This is a genomic window from Shewanella glacialipiscicola (assembly GCF_023283485.1).
GTDB classification, from domain to species: domain Bacteria; phylum Pseudomonadota; class Gammaproteobacteria; order Enterobacterales; family Shewanellaceae; genus Shewanella; species Shewanella glacialipiscicola.
In genome coordinates, this window is record NZ_JAKILU010000010.1 from 1 (window position 1) to 24,741 (window position 24,741).

The window sequence follows — 24,741 nt, forward strand, 5'->3', positions numbered from 1 at the left end:
CCCATCCCGAACTCAGCAGTGAAACGCAAACGCGCCGATGGTAGTGTGGGGTCTCCCCATGTGAGAGTAGGTCATCGCCAAGCGCCTAATTTAGGTTAATGTGTAAACGTTAGCTTAAAGGAGCGGTAGTTCAGTTGGTTAGAATACCGGCCTGTCACGCCGGGGGTCGCGGGTTCGAGTCCCGTCCGCTCCGCCAACATAAAGACAAAAGCCTCATCGAAAGATGAGGCTTTTTTCGTTGTGAGAAATACATTATTAATTAAAATATCGCGTAGAATTATGCCAATCATACCAATCACATTAAATATCTAATCAGTTCAGAGCCTCACAGGTATTTCAATCCGAGGCGCGTTGACGCAGAAATGGTTATTCCCTTTTAAGTCAATGCAACACGGGAGTGGGATGCTTGTGAGGCTCCCCAAGGGCGGGTTTCAAAGCGCTTTATACTGCGTTTAAGGCTTTTGACAGAGCACCACTATGCATTCAAGCCTTCGCCTTGTCTAAAGCGCGTTGAATTCCCGCTGAATGAACAGATATTTAATACGATTAGTATTATCTCGAATTATGCTCCGATTTCTCTACAGCGATCTGAACTTTGGATCAAGCTTGGCTATTGCTATTAATTAAGCGGTTACTTACCTTATGGTTAATTTGTTGCAATAAACAAGGATCTAAAATGAAGTTAGAGATGATTTGTACTGGGGAAGAAGTGTTAGCGGGTCAAATTGTTGATACCAACGCCGCTTGGTTCGCCAGTACTATGATGGAGTATGGGGTCGAGCTGCAGCGTCGGGTTACGGTTGGCGATCGTCTCGAGGATTTGATTGCTGTATTCCAAGAGCGTAGCTTACATGCCGATGTGATTTTGGTTAATGGTGGTTTAGGACCTACGAGTGATGATATGTCTGCTTTAGCTATGGCTAAGGCTAAAGGCGAGTCTTTGGTTGAGAATGCAGAGTGGCGTGAACGTTTAGAAGAGTGGTTTACGCGCAATAACCGCGAAATGCCACTCAGTAATCTGAAACAAGCCATGTTGCCAGCATCTGCTGTAATGGTTGATAATCCTGTGGGAACTGCCTGTGGTTTTAGGGTTAAGCTTAACCGCGCGTGGTTATTCTTTACGCCCGGCGTGCCTTTTGAGCTTAAGAATATGGTGACTGAGCAGTTTGTGCCTTTTATCCGTGAAGAGTTTAATCTTGACTCTAAGGTCGGCTTAAAGAAACTCTTGACCATAGGACAAGGCGAGTCGGTGTTGGCGGATAAGCTAGAGCCCTTAGAGCTGCCTGAAGGTATTACGATTGGTTACCGCTCTTCTATGCAGCATATTGAAATTAAGATTTTTGCTCGTGGCGAAGACGCTATTGCGGTATTACCTCGTGTTGCTGGGCATATTAAGATGGTGCTTGGTACTGCTGTCGTTGCCGAAGATAAGGCTACGCTTGCAGAAGAGATTCATTATAAGTTAGTGAACTCTGGGTTAACGTTAAGCATTGCAGAATCGTGCACGGGTGGAATGTTGACGAGCCAGTTAGTGGATTTTTCCGGTAGTTCATCTTACCTACACCATGGATTAGTGACTTACAGTAACGAATCCAAGGTGCGTGTATTAGGTGTTAATCCATCAACGTTAGATGATCACGGTGCGGTTTCCATTGCGACAGTAGAAGAAATGGCCAAGGGGGCAAGGCAAATCCTAGACAGTGATTATGCACTGGCCACCAGTGGAATAGCAGGACCAGACGGCGGCACTGATGAGAAACCTGTCGGGACGGTAGCGATAGCTTTAGCGACCCGTAACGGGGTGTATAGTCAGATGATAAAATTGCCCAGACGTTCGCGAGATCTGGTGCGTAGCCTTAGTGCGGCAGTCGCTTACGACATGTTGAGGCGTGAACTTCTTGGTGAAGCCGTTATTGTTGATTACTCTTCGATAGGGCGATTCAGCAAGTAACTTTTTAAAGGTTTACGTCAGTTTAAACGTATTAATAAAAATGCTCCCGAGGGAGCATTTTTATTGAGACTCGATTGCTTAGTTTAAACGCGACTTACTTAAATTTAAGCACTAACTTGCCCGGAGCAACTTGAAGGCTTTCAGCCATTTTGGCCATCAGTGCTTGATTGCTATCTTGAGTATCAAGTACATAAACCGGCTGATTTTCTAAGAACTGTCTTAGATAGCCCATCACCTGCGGTGTTGCTGAGCTCATCGCTCTTTCAATGTCCTTTGGCGTTGACTCCACTTTGACTAATTCGAGCTGGCGTAGATAGATGCTGTGCGTTGCACTGTCATACCAAGGCTTAGCCTCGAAAGTCGTGGTGAGTTTCGCGTTCAATGGAAATATCGGATTATTGATCGATACTTTTGTTGAAGCACTTACGCTCATTGTGTCAGGCTTCTGACCCAGTTTGACGCTGATATCGTTAATACGCACATCAATGCCAACGAGTTGATTGCCTTGTTTTACCTCAAAATGGATCTCTTTACTGAGATACTGTTCCATTTCTTGCTCGGTGATACTGTACTGAGAGACGCAGCCGCCAAGCAGTACAGTCAGTCCCAAGCAAATCGTGCGGGAAAGTTTTTTCATTAACCAGTGTTTCTCATACCCGCCGCCACACCAGCAATAGTTAGCATTAGCGCTAATTGCACATGTTCGGACGCGGGTGTTTCAGTTGTTTCCTTACGTGTTCGTGCTAATAGCTCGGTTTGTAAGAAGTTTAAGGGATCGATATACGGATTTCGCAGTTTAACTGACTCGCGATTCCATGGTGTATGCGCCATTAAACTATCTGATTTTGTCAGTTCGAGCACGACTTTAATACCAAGATCTAACCGTTGGCGCAAGGTTTCACCTAAGTGATGCAACTCTTTCGGTACTAAACAGGTTTCATAGTAGCGCGCTAAGTTAGGTTCTGCTTTGGCGTAGACCATTTCGAGCATCGAAATTCGCGTGCTGAAGAAGGGCCATTCTTGTTCCATTTCTTGCAGTAACCCCATTTCTCCGCGTTCACTGGCGGCTTGCAACGCTTCACCAGCGCCGAGCCATGCCGGTAGCATTAATCGGTTTTGTGACCATGCAAATATCCATGGTATAGCGCGCAGGCTTTCAATGCCGCCATCGACACGACGTTTGGCAGGGCGACTACCCAATGGTAGTTTTCCTAACTCAACTTCTGGTGTTGCCGCGCGGAAATAAGCGACGAAATCAGGTTCGTCGCGCACTATACCACGGTAAGCACTCACGGATTCTTCTGCTAGGCGTTCCAAACAGTCGCGCCATTGTTGCTTTGGCTCAGGGGGTGGTAGCAGTGTCGCCTCTAATACGGCAGAGGTATATAATGCCAGACTTTGCACCGCGACTTTTGGTAAACCAAATTTAAAGCGGATCATTTCGCCCTGTTCAGTCACGCGAATACGCCCATCAACGGATCCCGGTGGTTGCGATAGAATCGCTTTGTGCGCAGGACCGCCTCCGCGACCAATACTGCCACCACGACCATGGAACAAAGTAAGCTTAACGCCCGCTTGTTTACAGACGGCGACCAATTGTTCTTGGGCGCGATACTGTGCCCAGGCTGCGGCCATAACACCGGCATCTTTGGCTGAATCAGAGTAACCGATCATCACCTCTTGCGTGCCCTTGGTATAACCACGATACCAATCGATATTGAGTAAATCGGAGATGCATTTAGCGGCATTATTTAAGTCGCTTAAGGTTTCAAATAGTGGCACTACGCGCATCGGGTGCGAGCAACCCGTCTCTTTAAGTAGCAGTAAAACCGTTAATACGTCTGAAGGCTTCCCCGCCATTGAAATAACATAAGAACCGAGAGCCTTAGCAGGGTGCTTAGCAATTAAGCGGCAGGTATTAAGTACTTCGGCCACATCATCCGAAGGTTGCCAATTACTTGGCAGCAGTGGGCGACGATTACTGAGTTCACGTAATAAGAATGCTTGTTTTTCGGCTTCGTCCCAATGATTAAAGTCACCCATGCCGAGATAGCGAGTTAACTCGGCGAGAACATCGCTGTGGCGGCTGGCATCTTGACGAATATCGAGTCTGAGCATGTGAATGCCAAAACAGGCGAGGCGACGGAGGATATCGAGCAATAAGCCATTGGCAATTAGGCGCATACCGCAGTCGGTCAAACTCTTGTAGAGCATTTCTAGCGGCGCTTTAAGATCACTTTCTTGCCAGATCAGGCTGGATTTATCGATCTCCGGATTATGGCCTTCAATACGCGCATTTAAATAATCTATGGTATTGCGCAGTTTTTGGCGTAAATCGCGCAGTACGTAACGATAAGGTTCGCAGCAGTTGTTGGCGTAAGCAGTGAGCTCTGCGTTGGCTTTTTCCATTGATAACTCGCCCACTAATAGGACGATATCTTTTAAGAATAATCTAGCGGCTGCGTGGCGGTTGCGGTCGAGCACCTCTTGGGTGACTTTTGCGGTGACGAACGGATTACCGTCGCGATCGCCGCCCATCCAACTTGAAAAACGTACCGGTGCGATATCAATAGGTAATTGCTGACCGGTACGCTGTTGTACTTGATCGTTGAGCTGCCTTAAAAAGTCGGGTACCGCTTGCCAGAGTGACTCTTCAATTGTAGATAATCCCCAACGGGCCTCATCTACTGGTGTCGGGCGTTCGCGGCGGATCTCATTGGTATGCCAGATTTGAGCAATCAATTGTCGTAAGCGTAAATTAACTTGCTGACGCTCTCTATCTAATAATTGGTCGTTCTCTTGCTCTGCGAGGCAGTCGACTATTGCTGCATATTTTTGGATTAGAGTGCGACGGGAAATCTCAGTTGGGTGTGCTGTTAACACCAGATCAATATCCAGTGTTTTAAGGCAATCAAGCATTTTACTTTGGTCAACGCTGCCATTGAGCATACGACCTAGTAGTTGCTCTACGGGATCGGGTACGCAAACGAGTTCGTCACAATTGCGACTAATAGTATGAAATTGCTCTGATAAGTTAGCTAAATTGAGGAACTGATTAAAGGCTTTTGCAAATGGAACGAGTTCTTCGTCGGGTAATGCTGTGAGTAACTCAAGCATTTGTTCTCTGGCAGCTTGATCTCCTCGGCGTGAATCTTTGGCAAGTTTCCGGATCTGCTCGACCTTCTCGAGAAAGGAGTCTCCTAGGTGGGTACGCATCGTATCACCGAGAATTTGTCCTAACATACTCACGTTTGATTTTAATGACGCATACATATCGGTCATATTGCCAGCCTTAGTTACAACCATAGTTACTCCGAATAAAAAACATTGAAATTCCGCATTACATTTAGCCCGTTAGCACAATACCTATCACTTAGGCCCGCGGTCAACAGGAGAACTTATAACTTATACGACTGGCTTATCTGATATGCAACTAATCGCTACAATTATTGAATAATATTCAATATAAATGCGAAGTAACGCAATATTTTTTGATGATTGGCGTAAGTGAATATGAAGTGCATTATTTGTAACTTTATTACATTCTTTCTTTTTGTTAAGAGAATGGGTTTTCATTGAAACTTATTTGCTATGGATAACTTTATTATTAACGAGTTAAACCAATTGACGCGCTAAGGTTAGGTGAGATCATTCGCGGTAAATTATAAAATAAATTGAAAATATATATTCACATATATTGCATAATTAGATATCCGTGGTAGTCTAGCCAGCAGTAGAGATGAGTCATCTTCTGTGACCTGTAGAGTAAATATCATGATTCAGAGCAAATACCAGACAGTGAATAAAATAACGACCCATAACAATTTCCTGCGACGATAATCTTGTCATCATAGATATGCGCTGCTGCGTGTAGGCTACTTACCTATTGTTTAATATCCTTTGATTCGGTTAAAAAACACATGAAAAATATCGCTATTATTGGTGCCAGTGGTTACACAGGCGCACAGCTCACCGCTTTAATCCATGCAGAACCCGCGCTAAAGATTCAGGGTTTGTATGTTTCTGAAAACAGTTTAGATAAAGGTAAGCCTTTAGCGGATTTGTACCCTAGTTATAGCCATATTGCATTAACGCTGTCGCCATTGTCCGATGACGCTAAGGCAAAAATCGTTGCCGAAGCCGATGCCGTGGTATTAGCGACTGAGCATTCAGTGAGCTTACATTTAGCCGCTTGGTTTTATAGCCAAGGGTTAGCGGTATTCGATTTAAGCGGTGCTTATCGTTTCAGCGATGTGGCGCAATATCCAAAGTGGTATGGCTTTGAGCATGAATATCCTGAAGTTTTAGCTAAAGCGGTATACGGCCTCGCCGAATGGAACGCGAGTGACATTGCTGCGACTAAGATGATTGCTGTGCCAGGTTGTTACCCGACCGCATCATTGACAGCATTAAAACCGCTAGCGAGTTTACTGACATCGGCTTATCCGGTAATCAATGCCGTGAGCGGCGTAACAGGTGCAGGCCGTAAAGCGCAGTTACACACCAGTTTTTGCGAAGTGAGCCTGACACCCTACGGCGTATTAGGCCACAGACATCAACCCGAGATCGCCACTCAGCTTGGCCAAGAAGTGATATTTACCCCGCATCTTGGCAACTTTAAGCGTGGCATTTTAGCGACTATTACCGTACAGCTAAAACCAGGCACTACAACTGCCGATGTGGCAGCGGCCTATAGTGTGTATGACAAGGCGCCATGGGTCACTGTGAAGCACAATCAGTTCCCTAAAGTGGACGATGTGGTGCTGACACCCAACTGCCACTTAGGTTGGAAGTTTGATGAGAATAGCGGTTACTTAGTGGTAGCCAGTGCAATCGATAATTTGATGAAAGGTGCTGCCAGCCAAGCGCTGCAATGCATAAAGATTCATTTTAACCTTTAATCGTTCATCCTTATTTAAGAGAGTCGTCAAGATGTCTACAAACAACTCAGTATTAGTGCTTAAAGTGGGCGGCGCGCTGCTGCAGTGTGAAATGGGGATGGCGCGGTTAATGGATACGGCTGCGGCTATGTTAGCCAATGGTCAGCAAGTGTTGATGGTGCATGGCGGTGGCTGTTTGGTGGATGAACAGTTAGCGGCAAACGGCATGGAAACCGTCAAGTTAGAAGGTTTACGGGTGACTCCGCCTGAGCAAATGCCGATTATTGCCGGCGCACTTGCGGGCACTTCGAACAAGATCCTCCAAGGCGCAGCGACTAAAGCTGGGATTGTGAGTGTGGGTATGAGCCTCGCAGATGGCAATACTGTCTCGGCTAAGATTAAAGATGAGCGTTTAGGCCTTGTGGGTGAAGTGACACCAAAAGATGGCGCTTATCTTAAGTTTATCCTCGCCCAAGGTTGGATGCCGATTTGTAGTTCCATTGCCATGATGGACGATGGCCAAATGCTTAACGTCAATGCTGATCAAGCGGCGACCGCATTAGCTAAATTGGTTGGCGGTAAGTTAGTGCTGCTGTCGGATGTGTCTGGCGTGCTCGATGGTAAAGGTCAGCTCATCCGCAGCTTAAACGGCAAGCAAATTGCTGATCTTGTTAAGCAAGGCGTGATCGAAAAGGGAATGAAGGTCAAAGTTGAAGCTGCACTCGAAGTAGCACAATGGATGGGGCAAGCAGTACAAGTTGCCTCGTGGCGTGATGCAAGCCAATTAATCGCATTAGCAAAAGGTGAAGCCGTAGGAACACAAATCCAACCATAAATGGAGTAGGTTATGAAGCATTTACTATCGATAAAAGAGTTAACCCAGCAGCAGTTACTCGATCTGATTGCCTTGGCAAAGACGATTAAAGCCAATCCAGCGGAGTACCGCCATGCGCTGGCAGGCAAAAGTGTGGTGATGTTATTTGAAAAGCCTTCACTGAGAACGCGCGTTAGCTTTGATATCGGTATTAATAAGCTTGGTGGCCACTGTTTATATTTAGATCAGCAAAATGGCGAGTTAGGTCAACGGGAATCGGTAGCTGATTTTGCTGCTAACCTGTCTTGCTGGGCGGATGCGATTGTGGCCAGAACCTATTCGCACACCACCATAGAACAATTAGCCGAGTTTGGCACTGTGCCTGTGATTAATGCTTTGTCAGATCTTTATCATCCTTGCCAAGCATTAGCTGATTTTTTAACGCTGGCAGAGCAATTTGACGATGTCAGCAAAGCCAAATTAGCTTATGTTGGTGATGGCAATAATGTTACCCATTCGCTGATGTATGGCGCTGCTATTCTCGGTGCCACCATGACAGTGATCTGCCCAGCGGGTAACTTTCCTGATGGCTACGTAGTGGCAGAAGTGCAAGAGCTCGCTAAACGATATGGTGGCAAGATAGTATTGACCTCAGATATTGAAGCAATTGAAGGCCATGATGCTATTTATACCGATACTTGGATTTCAATGGGTGACCCTACACCGCTGTCGGATATAAAAGCTAAGTTCGCTCCTTTTCAAGTGAACAAAGCCTTAATGGCGAAAGCGGGCGCTCACTTTTTTATGCATTGTTTGCCTGCCCACCGTGGTGTAGAAGTAACAGATGAAGTAATGGATGGTGCTGGTTCCTTAATTCTGCAGCAAGCTGAAAATCGGATGCATGCGCAAAATGCGGTACTGGTAAGCATATTTAGTTAAATTAACCCTGTGTAGTAGCCTGATTTCTCTTTGATGAGAAACGAGTATAGGAATATAAGATGTCTATCGAAATTAAAAATACGGGTGTAAAAAAAGTAGTTTTAGCCTATTCAGGTGGCTTAGATACCTCGGCCATTATTCCTTGGTTAAAAGAAAACTACGATAACTGTGAAATCATCGCATTCTGTGCCGACGTCGGCCAAGGTGAAGAGGAGCTGGTGGGCTTGACTGAAAAAGCCTTAGCTTCTGGTGCGTCTGAATGCCATATCGTCGATTTAAAAGAAGAATTCGTTAAAGAATATATCTATCCAACGATTGCCAGCGGTGCGATTTATGAAGGCACTTATTTGCTGGGTACTTCAATGGCGCGGCCAATCATTGCCAAAGCGCAGGTTGAAGTGGCCCGTAAAGTGGGCGCCGATGCTCTGTGCCACGGTTGTACCGGTAAAGGGAACGACCAAGTGCGTTTCGAAGGTTGCTTTGCCGCATTAGCCCCTGATTTAAAAGTGATTGCACCATGGCGTGAATGGACCATGCAGAGCCGTGAAGACCTGCTGGCTTATTTAGCCGAGCGTGATATTAAAACGTCAGCGTCGGCGACTAAAATCTATAGCCGTGATGCCAACGCTTTCCATATTTCCCACGAAGGTGGTGAGTTAGAAGATCCATGGAATGAGCCAAGCAAAGGCGTATGGACTCTGACAGCCGATCCTGAAGGTGCACCAAACAAGCCAGAATATGTGTCGTTAGAAGTAGAACATGGTCGTATCACTAAAGTAAATGGCCAAGTGTTAACGCCTTATGCGGCGCTGATGACCTTAAACGCCATTGCTGCACCGCACGGTGTGGGTCGTATCGATATCACTGAAAACCGTTTAGTTGGCATGAAGTCTCGTGGCTGTTACGAAACTCCAGGCGGTACAGTGATGTTCGCAGCACTGCGTGCGATTGAAGAGCTTGTACTCGACAAAACCAGCCGTAACTGGCGTGAGCAAGTTGCCGCACAAATGGCGCATTTAGTGTATGACGGCCGTTGGTTTACGCCATTGTGTAAGTCACTTCTTGCAGCATCTGAGTCATTGGCTGAGTCAGTTAATGGTGAAGTCGTGGTTAAACTCTACAAAGGCCAAGCAACGGCAGTGAAGAAACGTTCGCCAAATAGCTTGTACTCAGAAGCGTTTGCTACCTTCGGTGAAGATCAAGTGTACGACCAAAAGCATGCAGAAGGCTTTATCCGCCTGTACTCATTAGCGAGCCGCATCCGCGCACTCAACGCTAATGACGTTAAGTCTAAGTAATAGGTCGTTTAAAAGGGCGCCTAGCGCCCTTTTTTTGTTTCTAGGTTTTGATGCAGTTTTTAGACTTAGTTTTTGATGTAAATGAGTCGTTTTCAAATCAGTAGTAAGGGGAGTTAGCATGGCTTTATGGGGTGGAAGATTTCAGGGCGAAACGAGCGCGCTATTCAAATTATTCAACGATTCGCTACCCGTGGATTATCGCCTGTTCGAACAGGATGTGGTTGGTTCTATCGCTTGGGCTGATGCGATTGCTAGCGTGGGTATTATTACCGCAACGGAATGCAGCGACTTGAAAAAAGCGCTCAATGAGTTGCTGGTGGAAGTGAATAGCGATCCAGCGATTATTCTCGCCTCGGGCGCTGAAGATATTCACAGTTTCGTCGAGTCTGCCTTGATTGCTAAAGTGGGCGATTTAGGTAAAAAACTGCACACTGGCCGTAGCCGTAACGATCAAGTTGCCACCGACTTAAAGCTTTGGTGCCAATCAGAAGGCGCAGCATTGCTTGCGCGCCTTCAAAGCTTACATGCTGAATTGCTGGCGTTGGCTGAACGTGAGTTTGATGCGGTTATGCCAGGTTATACTCACTTGCAGCGCGCACAGCCAATAACGTTTGGCCACTGGTGTTTAGCCTATGTGGAAATGACTGAGCGCGATATCAGCCGTTTAGACGATGCGTTAACTCGTGCGAATACTTGTCCATTAGGTTCTGGCGCCCTCGCTGGCACTGCTTATAAAATGGATAGATATGCGTTAGCAACGGCGCTGAACTTTGCCTCACCAACGCTCAATAGTCTTGATAGTGTGTCAGACAGAGATCACGTTGTTGAGCTTTGTTCGACGGCATCGATCAGCATGATGCACTTAAGCCGTATGGCTGAAGATTTGATTTTCTTTAACTCAGGTGAAGCGAACTTTATTTCCCTGAGTGATGAAGTGACCTCGGGTTCATCCCTGATGCCACAGAAGAAAAATCCTGATGCACTAGAGCTTATCCGCGGTAAAACCGGCCGAGTTTATGGCAGTTTAGTGGGCATTCTCACTACGATGAAAGCACTGCCGTTAGCGTACAACAAAGATATGCAGGAAGATAAAGAAGGCCTGTTTGATGTGGTTGATAGTTGGACAATTTGTCTTGATATGGCAGTGTTAGTGTTATCGGGCTTGAAAGTTAATCGTCCTAATGCGCTGTTAGCGGCGCAGCAAGGTTATGCAAACTCGACAGAGCTGGCTGATTATTTAGTTTCTAAGGGTATGCCTTTTCGTGAAGCGCACCACGTTGTTGGCGAAGTCGTGGTTGCAGCGATAGCGAAGCAAATTCCGCTGGAGGAGCTGTCTTTGGCTGAATTAAAAGCTTTTGCAGCGGTTATTGAGGATGATGTTTATCCTAACTTAACGATTGAAGCCTGCTTAGCCAAACGTGATGTGCTCGGTGGTACTGCATTGCCACAAATTCAGCAGGCGATTGCGGCCAAGAAAGTGCGTTAAAATAAACGATTAAAAATAAAGTAAACTTAATAAAAAACGCGACCAATGGTCGCGTTTTTTATGAGTTTTTATCAAGGTTGTTTAAACCATCAAATTTAAACCAATAGTTATTTATTGAAATAAATCATCGGCAGGGGCATCAATGAACAGGCTATTTTCATCCTGCGTTTCACTGGTATATTCTTTAGGTTCTGTGCCCGAGATAAAGTATTCAAATGCACTGGTATAGTCAGTTTTACGGGTCAATTTACCCGTGGCTAAATCAATACGAACTGAAACAATACCCTCAGGTGGAGCGGAGATAATTTCAGGTGTGCCTTTTAACACACTATTCATAAACTCGTTCCAACCAGGACCTGCTGTTTTAGCGCCAGCCTCTGCACCGGTGATTTGATCCGGTTCGCCGTTGGCATTCCATGCGGTTCGGCCAAGTTGACGACCGTGATCGTCAAAGCCGACCCAGAAAGTACTGGTGATAATAGGGCTAAAACCACTAAACCAAGTATCGCGAGATTCGTTGGTTGTACCAGTTTTACCTGCAATATCATGGCGTTTAATCAGTTTTGCCGCGCGCCAAGCTGTGCCTTGCCAACCGGTTCCGTGGCTCCAATCACCGCCGCCCCAGATTACACTTTTCAGTGCTTCGGTGATTAGAAAGGCTGTTTGTTCTGAAATAATCTGCGGTGCGTAGCGACCTGTTTGCCCAAAACACTGGGTGATTGGTTCGCTAGGCAGTGTACTTGTTTCGCCAAATGTCATTGGATTGTTTGATACCAGCGCCTGATTAACGTTTTGACTAGGTTTACAGGCTAAGGTTGGATTGGCTTTTTCAATCACATTGGCGTAGGCATCTTCGACTCGGTCAATGTAGAAAGGCTCGATTAAAAAACCACCATTGGCAAATACGTTAAATGCGGTTGCCACTTGCAATGGTGTGACAGAAGATGAACCTAACGCGATGGATTCATTGCGAGGTAAATCGTTCGGGTCAAAACCAAATTTAATTAACTCTGCAATAGTGGCGTCGAGTCCGACATGGCGCATGGCTCGCACCGACATCACGTTAATCGATTGGGCTAAGCCGACACGTAAACGGGTTGGACCGCCGTAGATGTCAGGCGAGTTTTTAGGACGCCATGCCGTGCCTTGGCTGATATCGGGTTGATTAATCGGGGCGTTATTGATCAGCGTCGCTAAGGTAAAGCCTTTTTCTAATGCAGCAGCATAGATAAACGGTTTGATGTTTGAACCTAATTGACGTTTTGCTTGCGTCACACGATTGTACTGACTTTGGCTAAAGCTATATCCGCCGACTAAGGAGCGAATCGCCCCATTTTGTGGATCAAGTGACACAGTTGCACTCGCAACTTCAGGCACTTGTGATAGCTGTAAATATTGGCCGTTATCACGGATCCAAATACGCTCACCCACTTTGAGTATATCTGCGGCAGATTTAGGTACGCTATCTTGACGCTTATCGGTAATAAATTTACGTGCCCACTTCAAGCCATCCCAAGTAAGCACTTTTGTCTCGCCGTTGGCAGTGATTACGTTGGCTTGTTGGCCGGTAATGCTGATGACTGCTGCTGGGTTTAATTCTTGTACTGAAGCGACCTTAGCAAGTTCGTTTTTTATTTCAATTAGATCAAGTTTTTCATTAGTCCACAATACCGCGGCAGGCCCGCGATAACCATGGCGCTCGTCATAGGCGTATACGTTATTACGTAGCGCTTGCTGAGCTTTCAGTTGTATATCCGATGAAATGGTGGTGTAGACGTTATAGCCATTAGTATAGGCTTCTTCTTCACCGTACTTTTGTACCATATAATCGCGTGCCATCTCAGAAATATAGGGAGCATAGAGATCGATTTCAGCACCATGGTATTTGGCTATTAGAGGTTCTTGTAATGCAGCTTGATATTCTGCTTGGCTGATATATCCCACTTCATTCATTCGCATCAGTACCAGATTACGACGGGCTAATGCACGCGAGGGTGACGTGATTGGATTGAGTGTTGAAGGTGCTTTAGGTAAGCCTGCGATCATGCTCATTTCTGATAATGTGAGATCTTTTACATCTTTGCCAAAATATACTTGAGCAGCGGCTCCTACACCATAAGCGCGTTGGCCTAAGTAAATGCGGTTGACGTAGAGCTCTAAAATCTCATCTTTAGTGAGCAATTCTTCGATATGGTAGGAGATAAAGATCTCCTTCACTTTACGAATAATTGTTTTATCGCGGGTTAAAAAGAAGTTACGCGCAACCTGCATAGTAATGGTACTTGCACCTTGCTTTTTCTCACCAGTGGTTAACATGACTAATGCGGCGCGAAGTACACCGACTGGATCTATGCCACCATGCTCATAAAAACGCGCATCTTCAGTCGCAATAAAGGCTTGTAGCAGTGGTTTTGGGACTTCATCCAATTTTAATGGAATACGACGTTTTTCACCAAATTGAGAAATCAGCTTACCGTCACTGCTGTATATGCGTAGTGGTGTTTGTAACTGTACATTCTTAAGCGTTGAAACATCAGGAAGATCTGGCAAAACATAAAAGTATGCTGCCACAATGGCGCCTATTCCCAGAAGGGCTAGACTGAATAGTGCTATTACAATACGTTTTAACCACTTCACCAAAATTTGATCCTAATGTTCCGTTAAGTGCGACAGTATATAAGGCACTCACGTCTTGGTGAAGTAAAAACGTTCGACTTATGAAATAGCATTTGTAAAATGACGAAACATTCTATACAAGTACGTATAACAAGTTGATTTTGTGCTAATCTCTTTAACTGAAATATAAATTACAAGTGACAATGGATATGCTTTCAAATTTATGGAAGCGTCAGGCTCCGCAGATGGTAGGAATTGATATTGGTTCCCATGAAGTTAAAGCCATTTTGCTCAGTAAGACTGCTGATGGATACAAAATATTGAGTCATGCGGCAGTGCCTATTAAAAAGGGTGCCGTTAACGATCACGATATTCGTGATGCGGATTCTGTTGTTGAATGCCTTAGGTATATAAAACGTAATCTGCCTAAATCAGTTAAATATGCCGCAGTGTCTGTTTCAGGCTCAGCGGTAATGACGAAAGTTATTTATATGGACGCCTCTCTTAGTGAGGAAGAGATGGAAGCACAAATAGAAATTGAAGCTGATAATCTTATTCCTTATTCTCTCGATGAAGTCAGTATTGATTTTGAAACTCTCAGTGTGAATAGTACAGACCCTACTAAAGTCGATGTATTATTGAGCGCATGTCGTACTGACAATATTGATGTCAGAGTCGATGCACTAGATAGCGTAGAACTTGAGGCAAAGGTCGTTGACGTCGAAGGTTATGCTTTGGGGCGTGCTGCCGAATTAATTCTTGCCCAGTTGCCTGAAGGGGCGAAGTATAAAGCTGTTGCCATGGTGGATATTGGCGCCAATATGACGACATTCTCGGTGGTTGAGTCGGGCGAAACAACCTTTATACGGGAACAAGCCTTTGGCGGTGAACAATTTACGCAGTCAATATTGTCTTTCTATGGCATGACTTACGAGCAAGCTGAAAAAGCAAAAGTAGAAGGTGACTTACCGCGAAACTATATGTTTGAAGTCTTGTCACCTTTCCAAGCTCAGCTATTACAACAAATAAAGCGTACTTTACAAATTTATTGCACCTCAAGCGGTAAAGATAAAGTCGACTATCTCGTATTATGCGGTGGAACCTCTAGATTAGAGGGTATGGCTAATTTACTGGCCAATGAATTAGGTATTCATACAATTATTGCCGATCCCTTTCAAGGGTGTTTACATGCTGACGAATCGGTTAAAAACGCTCTGCAGCCTTCCATAAGTAAATATATGATCGCATGTGGTTTAGCTTTAAGGAGTTACGGTCAATGGCGAACATAAACCTACTCCCTTGGCGCGAAGAAGCCAGAGAAAAACAAAAGCGCGATTATATTGGTATTTTAGCGGTAGTTTTCTTGGCGTCGGCAATTTTAGTCTACGTTGCAGTCTCTTTGTTGGAAATAATGACGGATGAGCAACAAACGCGTAATGCTTATTTGCAATCGGAAATTAGTTTGCTCGATACACAAATTGCCGAAATTAAAAAAATTAATGAACGTAAAAAAGATATTGAACGGCGCACAGATATTATTTTGAATTTACAACAATCGCGTAATTTACCGACTCATGTATTAGATGAACTTGTTCGCATCGTCCCCCCCGGGATATATCTTTCTAGCCTAGAGAAAAAAGGCAGTTTGTTACTGATTGAGGGACGCAGTGAGTCAAACAATAACGTCGCTAATATGATGCGTAAGGTAAAAGCTTCTGAATGGCTAACCGATCCTAATATGCAGTCAATTGTGACCAAAAATGAAGAGTTACGCCAATTACAGCAATTTAGTTTACGAGTCACGATTAAAGGCGCAAATGTGGATGAGCCTGAAAAAATGACAAAAGGAGCGAGTAAATGAAGCTCGATCTCAGTCAGTTTAATGACATCGATTTTGAAAATATTGGTGGCTGGCCTAAACAAGTTAAAGTCTTTTTCGCAATTTTATTAATGTTGTGTGTTTTTACTGCGGGTTATTTTCTCGTTGTTTCTGATGCAAAAGATGTTTATGTTGCGGAGCAAGATAAAGAGCTCCAACTTCGAGATGATTTCCAGAGTAAATACCAACTCGCCGCAAATTTAAAATTGTATCGAGAGCAATTAGCAACGATGGAGGTCCAATTTGCGGAACTACTAAAAATGTTGCCCTCTGAGAATGAAATGCCAGGGTTACTTGATGATTTGACTTTCGTTGCAACCGATGCTGGCCTTAGAATACAAAGTTTAGATTGGGAGCCTGAGATCCAGCGGGATTTTTATATTGAGTTTCCAATTAAGATGTCGGTAACTGGGGATTATCATCAAATTGGTAATATGGTGAGTGGTGTTGCTAAGTTGCCGCGCATTGTTAGTCTCCATGATTTCACCATTAAGCGAGATGACGCGGGTAACTTAGCGATGGATATTCTCGCTAAAACTTATCGTTTTAAAGAAGGTGCTGAATTACCGCCCGAAAAACCTGTTAATCAGGGGGCGCAATAATGAAATATCTACTTAAGTATTTACCCATACTAACCTTGAGTCTTTTTTTAATGGGGTGTGTTGGCGATCGTAGTGATTTAGAGCTATTTGTTACTACAACCAAGGCACAACATGTTGCTCATATCAAACCCTTGAAAGAACCACCCAAATTTGAGCACTTTATTTATCAAGCCGAGCTATTGCGTAGCCCATTTGTACCGCCTTCTCGTGAGCTAACTGAAGAAGTTGTCGATACCAGTAAGGATTGTTTGCAGCCAGATTTAAAACGTCGCAAAGGACGGTTAGAGACTTATCCATTAGATAATTTAAAAATGCGCGGCACTTTAAGCGAAGGCGATACAACGTGGGCGTTAGTTGAAACCAATGATGGTAGCGTTTATCGAATGGGAGCGGGTGAATATTTAGGTTTTTTCAATGGACGGATCTCTAAGGTTACTTCACTAAATGTTGAAGTAGTAGAACTAATTCCGGATGGTTCAGGTTGTTGGTCTGAAAGGACAAGCAATTTAGAACTCTCTGGAGAATAACAAGCGAAGGATGAGGAAATAATGAGATCTTCTGCCGCGATAAAAATACCATTAATAGCTTCAGGTTTAATTAAGTCTATTATTGGCTTCTCACTGGTATTTGGAGTTTTGCCGTCAAGCTTTGCGGCAAATCGATTAATGGATGTCAAATATCATGCCTTGGTTGACCACCAACTGGAGCTAGAACTAGTCTTTGAAGATGCAGTCACAGCACCTAGTATTGATTCACGCGCTGCGCCTGCGGAGTTGGTACTGACATTTGATAACAGTATCTCCAGCCTATCTAAGGATCGCTTACCGATTAATCAAGTCGGAGTTAATGATATCACTACAGAGCAACAAGATACTCGGCTACAAGTGACTTTAGGTTTATCCAAAGTGAAACCTTACCAGGGTTCAGTCATTGGCAATATTTATCGACTCACCATTAATGATGAAGTCGTCGGTGCTCAAACTCAGGCCGAAAATCCATTTGTTAATAGTATTAAAAATATTGATTTTCGCCGTAATGACAAAGGCGGCGGCGAGTTATTAATTTATTTAAATAATCGCTCTGTAGCGGCTAACGTTGAGCAAGTCGGTGCTAAGCTCGAAGTGAAACTCTATAACACGGATATTAATGACGATCTGCTATATGTGATGGATGTAAAAGATTTTTCAACACCCGTAAAAAGTTTTGAGACATATAAAGAAGGCTTAACTGCACGCATTTTAGTCGATATCACCGGTGAATATGAATTCAGCTATAAGCAAGAGGACAGTCTATTTAGGCTTTCAATGAATAAAGTGGAGAGAGTCGCCGCCAAAAAAGATGTCAAAATATACAATGGCCGTACTTTATCGCTTAATTTTCAAAATATTCCGGTACGTACTGTATTGCAGATTATTGCCGACTATAACAACTTTAACTTAGTCACCAGTGATACGGTAGAAGGCAACATTACCCTAAGATTAGATGATGTGCCTTGGGATCAAGCATTAGACTTGATTCTTAAAACGAAAGGTCTAGACAAGCGCATCGAAGGGAACATTTTAATGGTTGCGCCTAGTGAAGAGTTGGCAATCCGTGAGAGTCAAAACCTGAAGAATAGGCAAGATGTTAAAGAATTAGCACCGCTATATTCTGAATATCTCCAAATTAACTATGCTAAAGCCGTTGATATTGCCGAATTACTTAAAAGTGCTGACTCTAGCCTACTGTCACCGCGAGGTTCTGTCGCTGTCGATGAACGCACCAACACCGTGTTGGTGAAAGATACCGCAGAAACGATTGAGAATATTCATCGTTTAGTCGAAGTGCTCGATATCCCTATTCGCCAAGTACTGATTGAATCGCGCATGGTAACAGTGAAAGATGACGTTTCGGAAGACTTGGGTATCCGTTGGGGCGTAACCGATCAACAGGGAAGTAAGGGTACTTCAGGGACGTTGGAAGGGGCGCAGAATATTGCCAATGGTATTATTCCCACACCGGATCAACGTTTGAACGTTAACTTACCTGCGGCAGTTACCAATCCTGCAAGTATCGCTTTTCATGTGGCTAAGCTCGCTGACGGCACTATCCTTGACTTAGAGCTGAGTGCGCTTGAACAAGAAAATAAAGGCGAAATTATCGCCAGTCCTCGTATTACTACGTCTAACCAGAAGTCAGCTTATATTGAGCAAGGTGTTGAAATTCCTTATGTAGAGTCAACATCAAGCGGTGCGACCTCGGTTACCTTCAAGAAAGCCGTGTTATCACTGCGAGTCACGCCGCAAATTACACCCGACAATCGCGTCATTTTAGATCTCGAAATTACGCAAGATTCTCAAGGGAAAACGGTCGATACACCAACGGGTCCTGCAGTTGCAATTGATACGCAACGTATCGGCACTCAAGTGCTGGTAGACAATGGTGAGACAATCGTCCTTGGTGGTATTTATCAGCAAAACCTGATCAGCCGCGTGAGTAAAGTACCTATTCTGGGTGATATTCCATTGGTCGGTTTCCTGTTTCGCAATACAACTGACAAAAATGAGCGCCAGGAGCTACTTATTTTTGTTACCCCAAAAATAGTCGGGGAGAAGATCTAAGCACTTGCTCTATATTGAATAAAGCCAGCAATTCATGCTGGCTTTATTATTGAAGTCATACAATTCTTTGCATAAATAGCGCACATGACTTGCCATAGTAGACCCTAAACTGAGATAATCCACGGTCTAGTCTCAGAAGAGCAAGGTAACATATAGGTCGGCTTGATATTGAGTCGATATAGGCATACTTTTCAATAAGATTCCGACGTACAAGAAATGGCTGAAAAACGTAATATTTTTCTGGTAGGCCCTATGGGCGCAGGTAAAAGCACAATTGGTCGCCATCTGGCGCAAATGCTGCATTTAGAATTCCACGATTCAGATCAAGAGATTGAACAACGCACAGGCGCTGATATTGCTTGGGTGTTTGACGTCGAAGGTGAAGAAGGCTTCCGTGTTCGTGAAGCTCAGGTTATTGCTGATTTGTCTGAAAAACAAGGTATTGTCCTTGCCACCGGTGGTGGTTCAGTACAAAGCAAAGATATCCGTAATCATCTGTCTGCACGTGGCATTGTGGTTTATCTGGAAACGACTATCGACAAACAGGTTGCTCGTACTCAAAGAGACAAGCGACGCCCATTATTGCAAGTGGATGATCCTCGAGAAGTGTTGGAGAATCTTGCAGAGATCCGTAATCCATTGTACGAAGAAATTGCTGATGTGATTGTCAAAACCGATGATCAAAGTGCAAAGATTGTCGCTAACCAAATCATTGAGCAATTAGGTTTTTAGGCAGGATGATGAAGCAAATTCAGGTTGATTTAGGTGTACGTAGTTATCCCATTTATATTGGCCAGAATTTGATGAGTGATGGCGAGACCTTGTCTCGCTATCTGCTTAAAAAACGTATTCTTATCGTCACCAATGAAACTGTCGCGCCTTTGTATCTAAAACAGATACAAGAGACGATGGTTTCGTTTGGTGAGGTAGAGAGTGTAATCCTTCCCGATGGCGAACAATTCAAAGACTTAGCACATTTAGATACTATTTTTACTGCATTGCTGCAGCAAAACTATGGTCGAGATTCTGTGCTGGTGGCTTTGGGTGGCGGCGTGATTGGTGATATGACTGGCTTTGCTGCGGCATGTTATCAGCGTGGGATCGATTTTATTCAAATACCAACAACCTTATTGTCGCAGGTGGATTCTTCCGTCGGCGGTAAAACGGCGGTTAATCATCCTCTTGGTAAAAACATGATTGGGGCTTTTTATCAGCCACAAATCGTGCTTATCGATATTCAATGCTTACATACGTTACCAGCGCGTGAATTCGCGGCGGGAATGGCAGAAGTCATTAAGTATGGGATCATGTGGGATGCTGATTTTTTTCAATGGCTTGAAGATAATGTATCGGCACTAAAAGCGTTAGATACCGAAGTATTAATTTATGCTATTTCTCGTTGCTGTGAAATTAAAGCCGATGTGGTTAGCCAAGATGAAACAGAGCAGGGAGTACGTGCTTTATTGAATCTGGGCCATACCTTTGGTCATGCGATTGAAGCAGAAATGGGCTACGGTAATTGGTTGCATGGTGAAGCCGTGTCTGCTGGCACAGTCCTTGCTGCTCAAACAGCTAAGGCACTGGGATATATCGATGAGTCAATTGTTTGTCGTATCATAAAGTTACTACAAGCTTTTGATCTTCCAGTGAGTGCACCGGAATCTATGGATTTCGACAGTTTCATTCAACATATGCGACGCGATAAAAAAGTTTTAGGCGGTCAGATTCGACTGGTGCTCCCTACGGCAATAGGCCGCGCGGATGTTTTTAGTCATGTCACAGAATCTACCCTTGAACAGGTTATTCGCAGCGCATAAAAACTGTGTGGTGGGCGAGTGACGTTTCAGGGTTCTGTCTTGCTTCCTTCTCAGGAAGCCCTCATACAAAGAATGCATCATGTTGCCAGTTATAGCGATCAGCTGCTGGTGCTTTCTGGTGTCAGCGGTTCAGGTAAAACCACTTTAGTTACAGGATTAGCGACTGATTTTGACGAGTCAAACGCGGCATTTGTGATTTGTCCTATGCATGCGGATAGCGCTGAGATCCGCCGTAAAATTCTGGTCCAGCTGATATCATCCCCCATTTTTGACGATGACATTCCCCTTGCCGATACCCTGTTGCGGCTTGCGAGCACGCAAACTAAACCCTTACATATCATTATCGATGATGCGCATTTATTGCCTAAGGCCCTGTGGGCTGAGTGTATTATTCTTAATCAAATTCAGTGTGCGGGTAAGAATATTGCGGTGACGCTTACGGTTCCACCGAGTTTTTTAACCGACTTGCTAGCACAACTACCCGAGCAATTACGGCGCCAAATATTACCAATCAGTATTGAGCCGTTAACCATGCCTGAGCGTGAGGCTTTGTATCAAACTTTGCTCAGGTGCAGCGACCAAAATCCTTTTACTCCAAGGGAAATCGTACGCAGTCAGCTTGAAAAGCAAGCTGGGACGCCGCAAGAAGTGGTCACTCTTTTAGAGAAAGCGTTGCATACTCCACCGGAGAAGGTGTCTTCCTGGAAGAAATATAAGACTACAGTTATTGCCGCAGTGAGTGTGTTATTGGCTCTTGCGATATGGCTTGGTGTGGTTCAGCCCTTCCCTAAGGGGCCAGCGCTAGAAGCGGTGACTTTCCCCGCAATAGATTCACCCGCTTTCTTATCTTACGGGCAGCAATTGTTAGCGCCCTATTTTACCCTGCGTGCTGAGCGACTAAAGACGGTTGATATTGAGAAGGTTATCAATAGCGCCGAAGTCAAAATAGAACAAGCTGTAGACCCTCTAAGCCAGTTCCACGGTGAAGCGCCACATCCAGAGCCTGATGCCGCTGCCTTAGCGAACATAGGTGAAGTGAGTAGCAAGTCTTTTACTGAAGATAAGCTGGTTATTGATGCCTCATCGCAAGCAAGAATGGTTGATGTGCAGTCTTCAACTACAAGTGCTGCAAAGGCTGACAGACCGATAGCTAAAGCTATTTTTGATACGCAAAAGCCACTTAAAGGTTACACCATACAGATTGCCAGTGTTGATCAGCTTGAAACTTTGCGCGCCACATTACAGGGTATTGAAAATGTTGATGGCGTTCGAATTGCAAAATATAAACAACGTTGGGTTGTCCTTGTGGGTAATTATAGCAGCAGTAAGTTAGCGTCGAATGTGGCTGCTCAGCTGGTTAAAAAGTATCGTCTTGATCAGCCTTGGGTCCGAAAATGGGCCGATTTGAAAGATTATCGATTACAAGAAAGCCTTCCAAGTCGTGAAATTTCAGAATAAACAGAGTACAATCATGGCCTTTATTTTTGTCGGCATTCATCAAGTTAAATGAGAAAAAAACACAGAGCCTTCCTTAAGTGGGCGGGCGGTAAATTTAAATTGGTGGATGAGTTGGCCAATTATTTACCCGCTGGAGACCGTTTGGTTGAGCCATTTGTGGGCGCTGGGTCGGTTTTCTTAAATACGGATTACCCTAGCTACCTACTCTGTGACATTAATCAGGACTTGATCGAGCTATACCAAATTGTGAAGCATCAACCAGACGTTTACATTGCCGCAGCTAAGGCTTTGTTTGTGGATGCGATGAATCAAAAGGAAGCTTACTATCAAGTGCGTACCGACTTTAATCAATGTCGTGATCCATTTTTGCGCTCCGTGTATTTCCTCTATTTAAATCGTCATGGCTTTAATGGTTTATGTCGCTATAACCGTAAAGGCGGCTTCAACGTACCCTTCGGTTCCTATAAAAAACCTTATTTTCCTGAAAAGGAAATTTGGGCTTTTGCTGAAAAAGCGCAACGTGCTGAGTTTAAATGCATTGGTTACGAAAAAGCCTTTGAACAGACCCGTAGCGGTGATGTCGTTTATTGCGATCCACCTTATGCGCCATTATCGACCACATCCAGTTTTACGACTTATGTCGGCGCGGGTTTTAGCTTAGATGATCAAGCATTGCTGGCGCGTCATTCTCGTCATACCGCCCTAGAGCGTGGTATTCCGGTATTGATCAGCAACCATGATATTCCATTGACCCGTGAGTTATATCGCGGTGCTCATTTAGCTAAAATTCAGGTGCAGCGCAATATCAGTCAAAATGGCAGTGGTCGTCATAAAGTAGATGAGTTGATGGCGTTGTATGATGAAAATTACGATGCTAAAGAAGAATAACTACTGTCGATTAACCGTTAGCTAAGTACTTGTCCTACGAGGAACATTAGGCTTGCGACTAAAATAACTGCCAATATAATACCCATAATAATGTAAGGTATTGGTGACCCAGCTTGAAAATCTTTCTGGCGATTATTGTGAGTTTGCACCCCGAAAAAGGCGGCAAGGGTACTGTGAAATACTCGCCAAATACGGCTAAGCATTAATAGGAAAGATGCGAGGTGGTGGGCTTGAGATCATCCATAGGTTTATCTTGATGACCATATAATAACTCAAGTAAATCAACAAAGTGGAATTGACTCGAACGGTTTTTACCCGTAAACCACGTTTTCCAGCTTAAGGTTTGTGCCTGATCTGAACAACGATTATTGGGGTGACTACTGGGTAAAGTTGTATTATAGCGCGTACCAAAATTGCAAGCGCAAGATGCAGTTTCAGTATTTTCAGTAATTTTTTCAACACCAAAGGCTAACGTAGCGACGACGGCTACAGTAAAGGCTACCATCATCGATGACTTAAATGTCACTGACTTAACATAGCGTAAAAACTGACTAAACTGCCCCTTCATAGCATTTCCTTTCAAATTAACTTCCACCGCGCCACGAGTATAACAAACTCGCTTAGTTTATGAACAAAAATTTAGCAATACTCTCCCAAATGCTATGAAGCATTAGCCTATATATCCTCATTGAGATCCCTAACTGCTGTCATAGTGGCAGAATGTGCTGCTGTATTGATATAACGCATCAATTACTCGAAATGTGGCCTTAGCTATAGAGGCTTAGCTTAGCTCAGGGTAAAATAAGGAACTTTTTATCCAAATAGCTGCGAGTGTCTTATGCGTCCATTCTTGATTGCTCCATCGATTTTATCTGCCGATTTTGCCCGTTTAGGTGATGATGTAAAAGCCGTGTTAGATGCGGGAACCGACGTAGTGCATTTTGATGTGATGGATAACCACTATGTTCCTAACTTAACGATTGGCCCTATGGTGTGCCAAGCGTTACGTAATTACGGTATTACCGCTGATATCGATGTGCATTTAATGGTGAAACCGGTTGACCGTATCGTGCCCGATTTTGCTAAAGCCGGTGCCTCTATTATTACTTTTCATCCAGAAGCCTCAGAACATGTTGATCGTACTTTACAGTTAATTAAAGAGTGTGGTTGTAAAGCGGGTCTGGTGTTTAATCCTGCTACTCCGCTACATTACCTCGATCATGTGATGGATAAGCTTGATGTTATTTTGTTGATGTCAGTCAATCCTGGTTTTGGTGGGCAATCCTTTATCCCATCAACGTTAGATAAATTACGTCAAGTGCGGGCGCGTATCGATGCCAGTGGTTTTGATATTCGCTTAGAAGTCGATGGCGGCGTTAAAGTTGATAACATTGCTGAAATTGCTGCCGCAGGTGCTGATATGTTTGTCGCGGGTTCGGCTATTTTTAGTCAGCCTGATTACAAAACCGTAGTAGATGAAATGCGCGCTGAACTTGCTAAAGTTGGGGCGTAA

22 protein-coding genes, 1 tRNA gene and 1 rRNA gene are annotated in these 24,741 nt (G+C 44.3%); 19 read left to right on the plus strand and 5 right to left on the minus strand.

Annotated features, from left to right (window positions below; translation table 11 throughout):
- The 4 genes from rrf to L2717_RS09515 all read left to right on the plus strand — a co-directional run.
- A 5S ribosomal RNA gene (gene rrf, locus L2717_RS18240) occupies positions 1 to 83 on the plus strand; the annotation flags it as partial.
- Positions 84 to 119: 36 nt separating this feature from the next.
- Positions 120 to 196: transfer RNA gene (locus L2717_RS09505), tRNA-Asp, on the plus strand.
- Positions 197 to 443: 247 nt separating this feature from the next.
- A complete protein-coding gene (locus tag L2717_RS18190) occupies positions 444 to 623 on the plus strand; it encodes a hypothetical protein (protein WP_248938041.1) in 180 nt (59 codons plus the stop codon).
- Between the two features lie 53 nt (positions 624 to 676).
- On the plus strand, positions 677 to 1,951 hold the full coding sequence (locus tag L2717_RS09515; RefSeq protein WP_220774907.1) for a CinA family nicotinamide mononucleotide deamidase-related protein: 1,275 nt from the start codon (positions 677 to 679) through the stop codon (positions 1,949 to 1,951).
- A 94-nt stretch (positions 1,952 to 2,045) separates the two neighbouring features.
- On the opposite strand, the gene L2717_RS09520 is transcribed toward L2717_RS09515, so the two are convergent.
- A complete protein-coding gene (locus tag L2717_RS09520) occupies positions 2,046 to 2,588 on the minus strand; it encodes a YceB family lipoprotein (protein ID WP_220774908.1) in 543 nt (180 codons plus the stop codon).
- Complete coding sequence (gene ppc / locus L2717_RS09525) at positions 2,588 to 5,257, minus strand: phosphoenolpyruvate carboxylase (RefSeq protein WP_220774909.1); 2,670 nt, start codon at positions 5,255 to 5,257, stop codon at positions 2,588 to 2,590. The genes L2717_RS09520 and ppc overlap by 1 nt, the downstream gene beginning before the upstream one ends.
- A 614-nt stretch (positions 5,258 to 5,871) precedes the next feature.
- Here ppc and argC point away from each other — a divergent pair.
- The 5 genes from argC (at position 5,872) to argH (ending at position 11,368) form a co-directional block, all read left to right on the plus strand.
- The gene (gene argC, locus L2717_RS09530) at positions 5,872 to 6,852 is read left to right on the plus strand and encodes an N-acetyl-gamma-glutamyl-phosphate reductase (protein ID WP_220773287.1); all 981 of its coding nucleotides are present in this window, start codon (positions 5,872 to 5,874) and stop codon (positions 6,850 to 6,852) included.
- Between the two features lie 31 nt (positions 6,853 to 6,883).
- Positions 6,884 to 7,666: an acetylglutamate kinase gene (gene argB / locus L2717_RS09535; protein ID WP_220773288.1), complete on the plus strand. Its 783-nt coding sequence runs from the start codon at positions 6,884 to 6,886 to the stop codon at positions 7,664 to 7,666.
- Between the two features lie 12 nt (positions 7,667 to 7,678).
- On the plus strand, positions 7,679 to 8,584 hold the full coding sequence (locus L2717_RS09540; protein ID WP_220773289.1) for an ornithine carbamoyltransferase: 906 nt from the start codon (positions 7,679 to 7,681) through the stop codon (positions 8,582 to 8,584).
- Between the two features lie 59 nt (positions 8,585 to 8,643).
- Entirely contained in the window at positions 8,644 to 9,882 is a 1,239-nt protein-coding gene (locus L2717_RS09545; protein WP_220773290.1) for an argininosuccinate synthase, read from the plus strand.
- A 118-nt stretch (positions 9,883 to 10,000) separates the two neighbouring features.
- Positions 10,001 to 11,368, plus strand: a complete 1,368-nt coding sequence (gene argH / locus L2717_RS09550; RefSeq protein ID WP_220773291.1) for an argininosuccinate lyase — start codon at positions 10,001 to 10,003, stop codon at positions 11,366 to 11,368.
- Between the two features lie 111 nt (positions 11,369 to 11,479).
- On the opposite strand, the gene L2717_RS09555 is transcribed toward argH, so the two are convergent.
- Positions 11,480 to 14,005 carry a penicillin-binding protein 1A gene (locus L2717_RS09555; protein WP_220773292.1) on the minus strand — a complete coding sequence of 842 codons (2,526 nt, stop codon included), beginning with the start codon at positions 14,003 to 14,005 and terminating at the stop codon, positions 11,480 to 11,482.
- A 188-nt stretch (positions 14,006 to 14,193) separates the two neighbouring features.
- Here L2717_RS09555 and L2717_RS09560 point away from each other — a divergent pair, with 188 nt between their 5' ends.
- The 9 genes from L2717_RS09560 to L2717_RS09600 all read left to right on the plus strand — a co-directional run bounded on the left by L2717_RS09560 (position 14,194) and on the right by L2717_RS09600 (position 23,228).
- Complete coding sequence (locus tag L2717_RS09560; protein WP_220773293.1) at positions 14,194 to 15,273, plus strand: pilus assembly protein PilM; 1,080 nt, start codon at positions 14,194 to 14,196, stop codon at positions 15,271 to 15,273.
- Complete coding sequence (locus L2717_RS09565; protein WP_220773294.1) at positions 15,261 to 15,845, plus strand: PilN domain-containing protein; 585 nt, start codon at positions 15,261 to 15,263, stop codon at positions 15,843 to 15,845. The genes L2717_RS09560 and L2717_RS09565 overlap by 13 nt, the downstream gene beginning before the upstream one ends.
- Entirely contained in the window at positions 15,842 to 16,465 is a 624-nt protein-coding gene (locus L2717_RS09570; protein ID WP_220773295.1) for a type IV pilus inner membrane component PilO, read from the plus strand. Before L2717_RS09565 ends, L2717_RS09570 begins: the two co-directional genes overlap by 4 nt.
- Positions 16,465 to 16,992 carry a pilus assembly protein PilP gene (locus L2717_RS09575; RefSeq protein WP_220773296.1) on the plus strand — a complete coding sequence of 176 codons (528 nt, stop codon included), beginning with the start codon at positions 16,465 to 16,467 and terminating at the stop codon, positions 16,990 to 16,992. Before L2717_RS09570 ends, L2717_RS09575 begins: the two co-directional genes overlap by 1 nt.
- A gap of 21 nt (positions 16,993 to 17,013) precedes the next feature.
- On the plus strand, positions 17,014 to 19,065 hold the full coding sequence (locus L2717_RS09580; protein WP_220773297.1) for a type IV pilus secretin PilQ: 2,052 nt from the start codon (positions 17,014 to 17,016) through the stop codon (positions 19,063 to 19,065).
- A gap of 216 nt (positions 19,066 to 19,281) precedes the next feature.
- The gene (gene aroK, locus L2717_RS09585; protein WP_076500830.1) at positions 19,282 to 19,797 is read left to right on the plus strand and encodes a shikimate kinase AroK; all 516 of its coding nucleotides are present in this window, start codon (positions 19,282 to 19,284) and stop codon (positions 19,795 to 19,797) included.
- Between the two features lie 8 nt (positions 19,798 to 19,805).
- A complete protein-coding gene (gene aroB, locus L2717_RS09590) occupies positions 19,806 to 20,882 on the plus strand; it encodes a 3-dehydroquinate synthase (protein ID WP_220773311.1) in 1,077 nt (358 codons plus the stop codon).
- An 18-nt stretch (positions 20,883 to 20,900) separates the two neighbouring features.
- On the plus strand, positions 20,901 to 22,340 hold the full coding sequence (locus tag L2717_RS09595; RefSeq protein WP_220773298.1) for an AAA family ATPase: 1,440 nt from the start codon (positions 20,901 to 20,903) through the stop codon (positions 22,338 to 22,340).
- Positions 22,341 to 22,388: 48 nt separating this feature from the next.
- On the plus strand, positions 22,389 to 23,228 hold the full coding sequence (locus L2717_RS09600; protein WP_220773299.1) for a Dam family site-specific DNA-(adenine-N6)-methyltransferase: 840 nt from the start codon (positions 22,389 to 22,391) through the stop codon (positions 23,226 to 23,228).
- Between the two features lie 17 nt (positions 23,229 to 23,245).
- Here the strand turns inward: L2717_RS09600 and L2717_RS09605 are convergent, their stop codons facing one another.
- Both L2717_RS09605 and L2717_RS09610 read right to left on the minus strand, forming a co-directional pair.
- The gene (locus L2717_RS09605) at positions 23,246 to 23,431 is read right to left on the minus strand and encodes a DUF2970 domain-containing protein (RefSeq protein ID WP_220773300.1); all 186 of its coding nucleotides are present in this window, start codon (positions 23,429 to 23,431) and stop codon (positions 23,246 to 23,248) included.
- The gene (locus L2717_RS09610) at positions 23,431 to 23,796 is read right to left on the minus strand and encodes a hypothetical protein (protein WP_220773301.1); all 366 of its coding nucleotides are present in this window, start codon (positions 23,794 to 23,796) and stop codon (positions 23,431 to 23,433) included. The genes L2717_RS09605 and L2717_RS09610 overlap by 1 nt, the downstream gene beginning before the upstream one ends.
- Positions 23,797 to 24,066: 270 nt before the next feature.
- Between L2717_RS09610 and rpe the strand changes: the two genes are divergently transcribed.
- Entirely contained in the window at positions 24,067 to 24,741 is a 675-nt protein-coding gene (gene rpe, locus L2717_RS09615; RefSeq protein ID WP_076500824.1) for a ribulose-phosphate 3-epimerase, read from the plus strand.

Coding starts and splice junctions, on each gene's coding strand:
- argH (WP_220773291.1), top strand. CDS start 10,001: ATGGCTTTATGGGGTGGAAGATTTCAGGGCGAAACGAGCGCGCTATTC.
- L2717_RS09580 (WP_220773297.1), top strand. CDS start 17,014: ATGAGATCTTCTGCCGCGATAAAAATACCATTAATAGCTTCAGGTTTA.
- argC (WP_220773287.1), top strand. CDS start 5,872: ATGAAAAATATCGCTATTATTGGTGCCAGTGGTTACACAGGCGCACAG.
- L2717_RS09605 (WP_220773300.1), bottom strand. CDS start 23,431: ATGCTTAGCCGTATTTGGCGAGTATTTCACAGTACCCTTGCCGCCTTT.
- rpe (WP_076500824.1), top strand. CDS start 24,067: ATGCGTCCATTCTTGATTGCTCCATCGATTTTATCTGCCGATTTTGCC.
- L2717_RS09520 (WP_220774908.1), bottom strand. CDS start 2,588: ATGAAAAAACTTTCCCGCACGATTTGCTTGGGACTGACTGTACTGCTT.
- L2717_RS09515 (WP_220774907.1), top strand. CDS start 677: ATGAAGTTAGAGATGATTTGTACTGGGGAAGAAGTGTTAGCGGGTCAA.
- argB (WP_220773288.1), top strand. CDS start 6,884: ATGTCTACAAACAACTCAGTATTAGTGCTTAAAGTGGGCGGCGCGCTG.
- L2717_RS09565 (WP_220773294.1), top strand. CDS start 15,261: ATGGCGAACATAAACCTACTCCCTTGGCGCGAAGAAGCCAGAGAAAAA.
- L2717_RS09600 (WP_220773299.1), top strand. CDS start 22,389: ATGAGAAAAAAACACAGAGCCTTCCTTAAGTGGGCGGGCGGTAAATTT.
- ppc (WP_220774909.1), bottom strand. CDS start 5,257: ATGGTTGTAACTAAGGCTGGCAATATGACCGATATGTATGCGTCATTA.
- L2717_RS09545 (WP_220773290.1), top strand. CDS start 8,644: ATGTCTATCGAAATTAAAAATACGGGTGTAAAAAAAGTAGTTTTAGCC.
- aroB (WP_220773311.1), top strand. CDS start 19,806: ATGAAGCAAATTCAGGTTGATTTAGGTGTACGTAGTTATCCCATTTAT.
- L2717_RS09610 (WP_220773301.1), bottom strand. CDS start 23,796: ATGAAGGGGCAGTTTAGTCAGTTTTTACGCTATGTTAAGTCAGTGACA.
- aroK (WP_076500830.1), top strand. CDS start 19,282: ATGGCTGAAAAACGTAATATTTTTCTGGTAGGCCCTATGGGCGCAGGT.
- L2717_RS09560 (WP_220773293.1), top strand. CDS start 14,194: ATGCTTTCAAATTTATGGAAGCGTCAGGCTCCGCAGATGGTAGGAATT.
- L2717_RS09570 (WP_220773295.1), top strand. CDS start 15,842: ATGAAGCTCGATCTCAGTCAGTTTAATGACATCGATTTTGAAAATATT.
- L2717_RS09575 (WP_220773296.1), top strand. CDS start 16,465: ATGAAATATCTACTTAAGTATTTACCCATACTAACCTTGAGTCTTTTT.
- L2717_RS09540 (WP_220773289.1), top strand. CDS start 7,679: ATGAAGCATTTACTATCGATAAAAGAGTTAACCCAGCAGCAGTTACTC.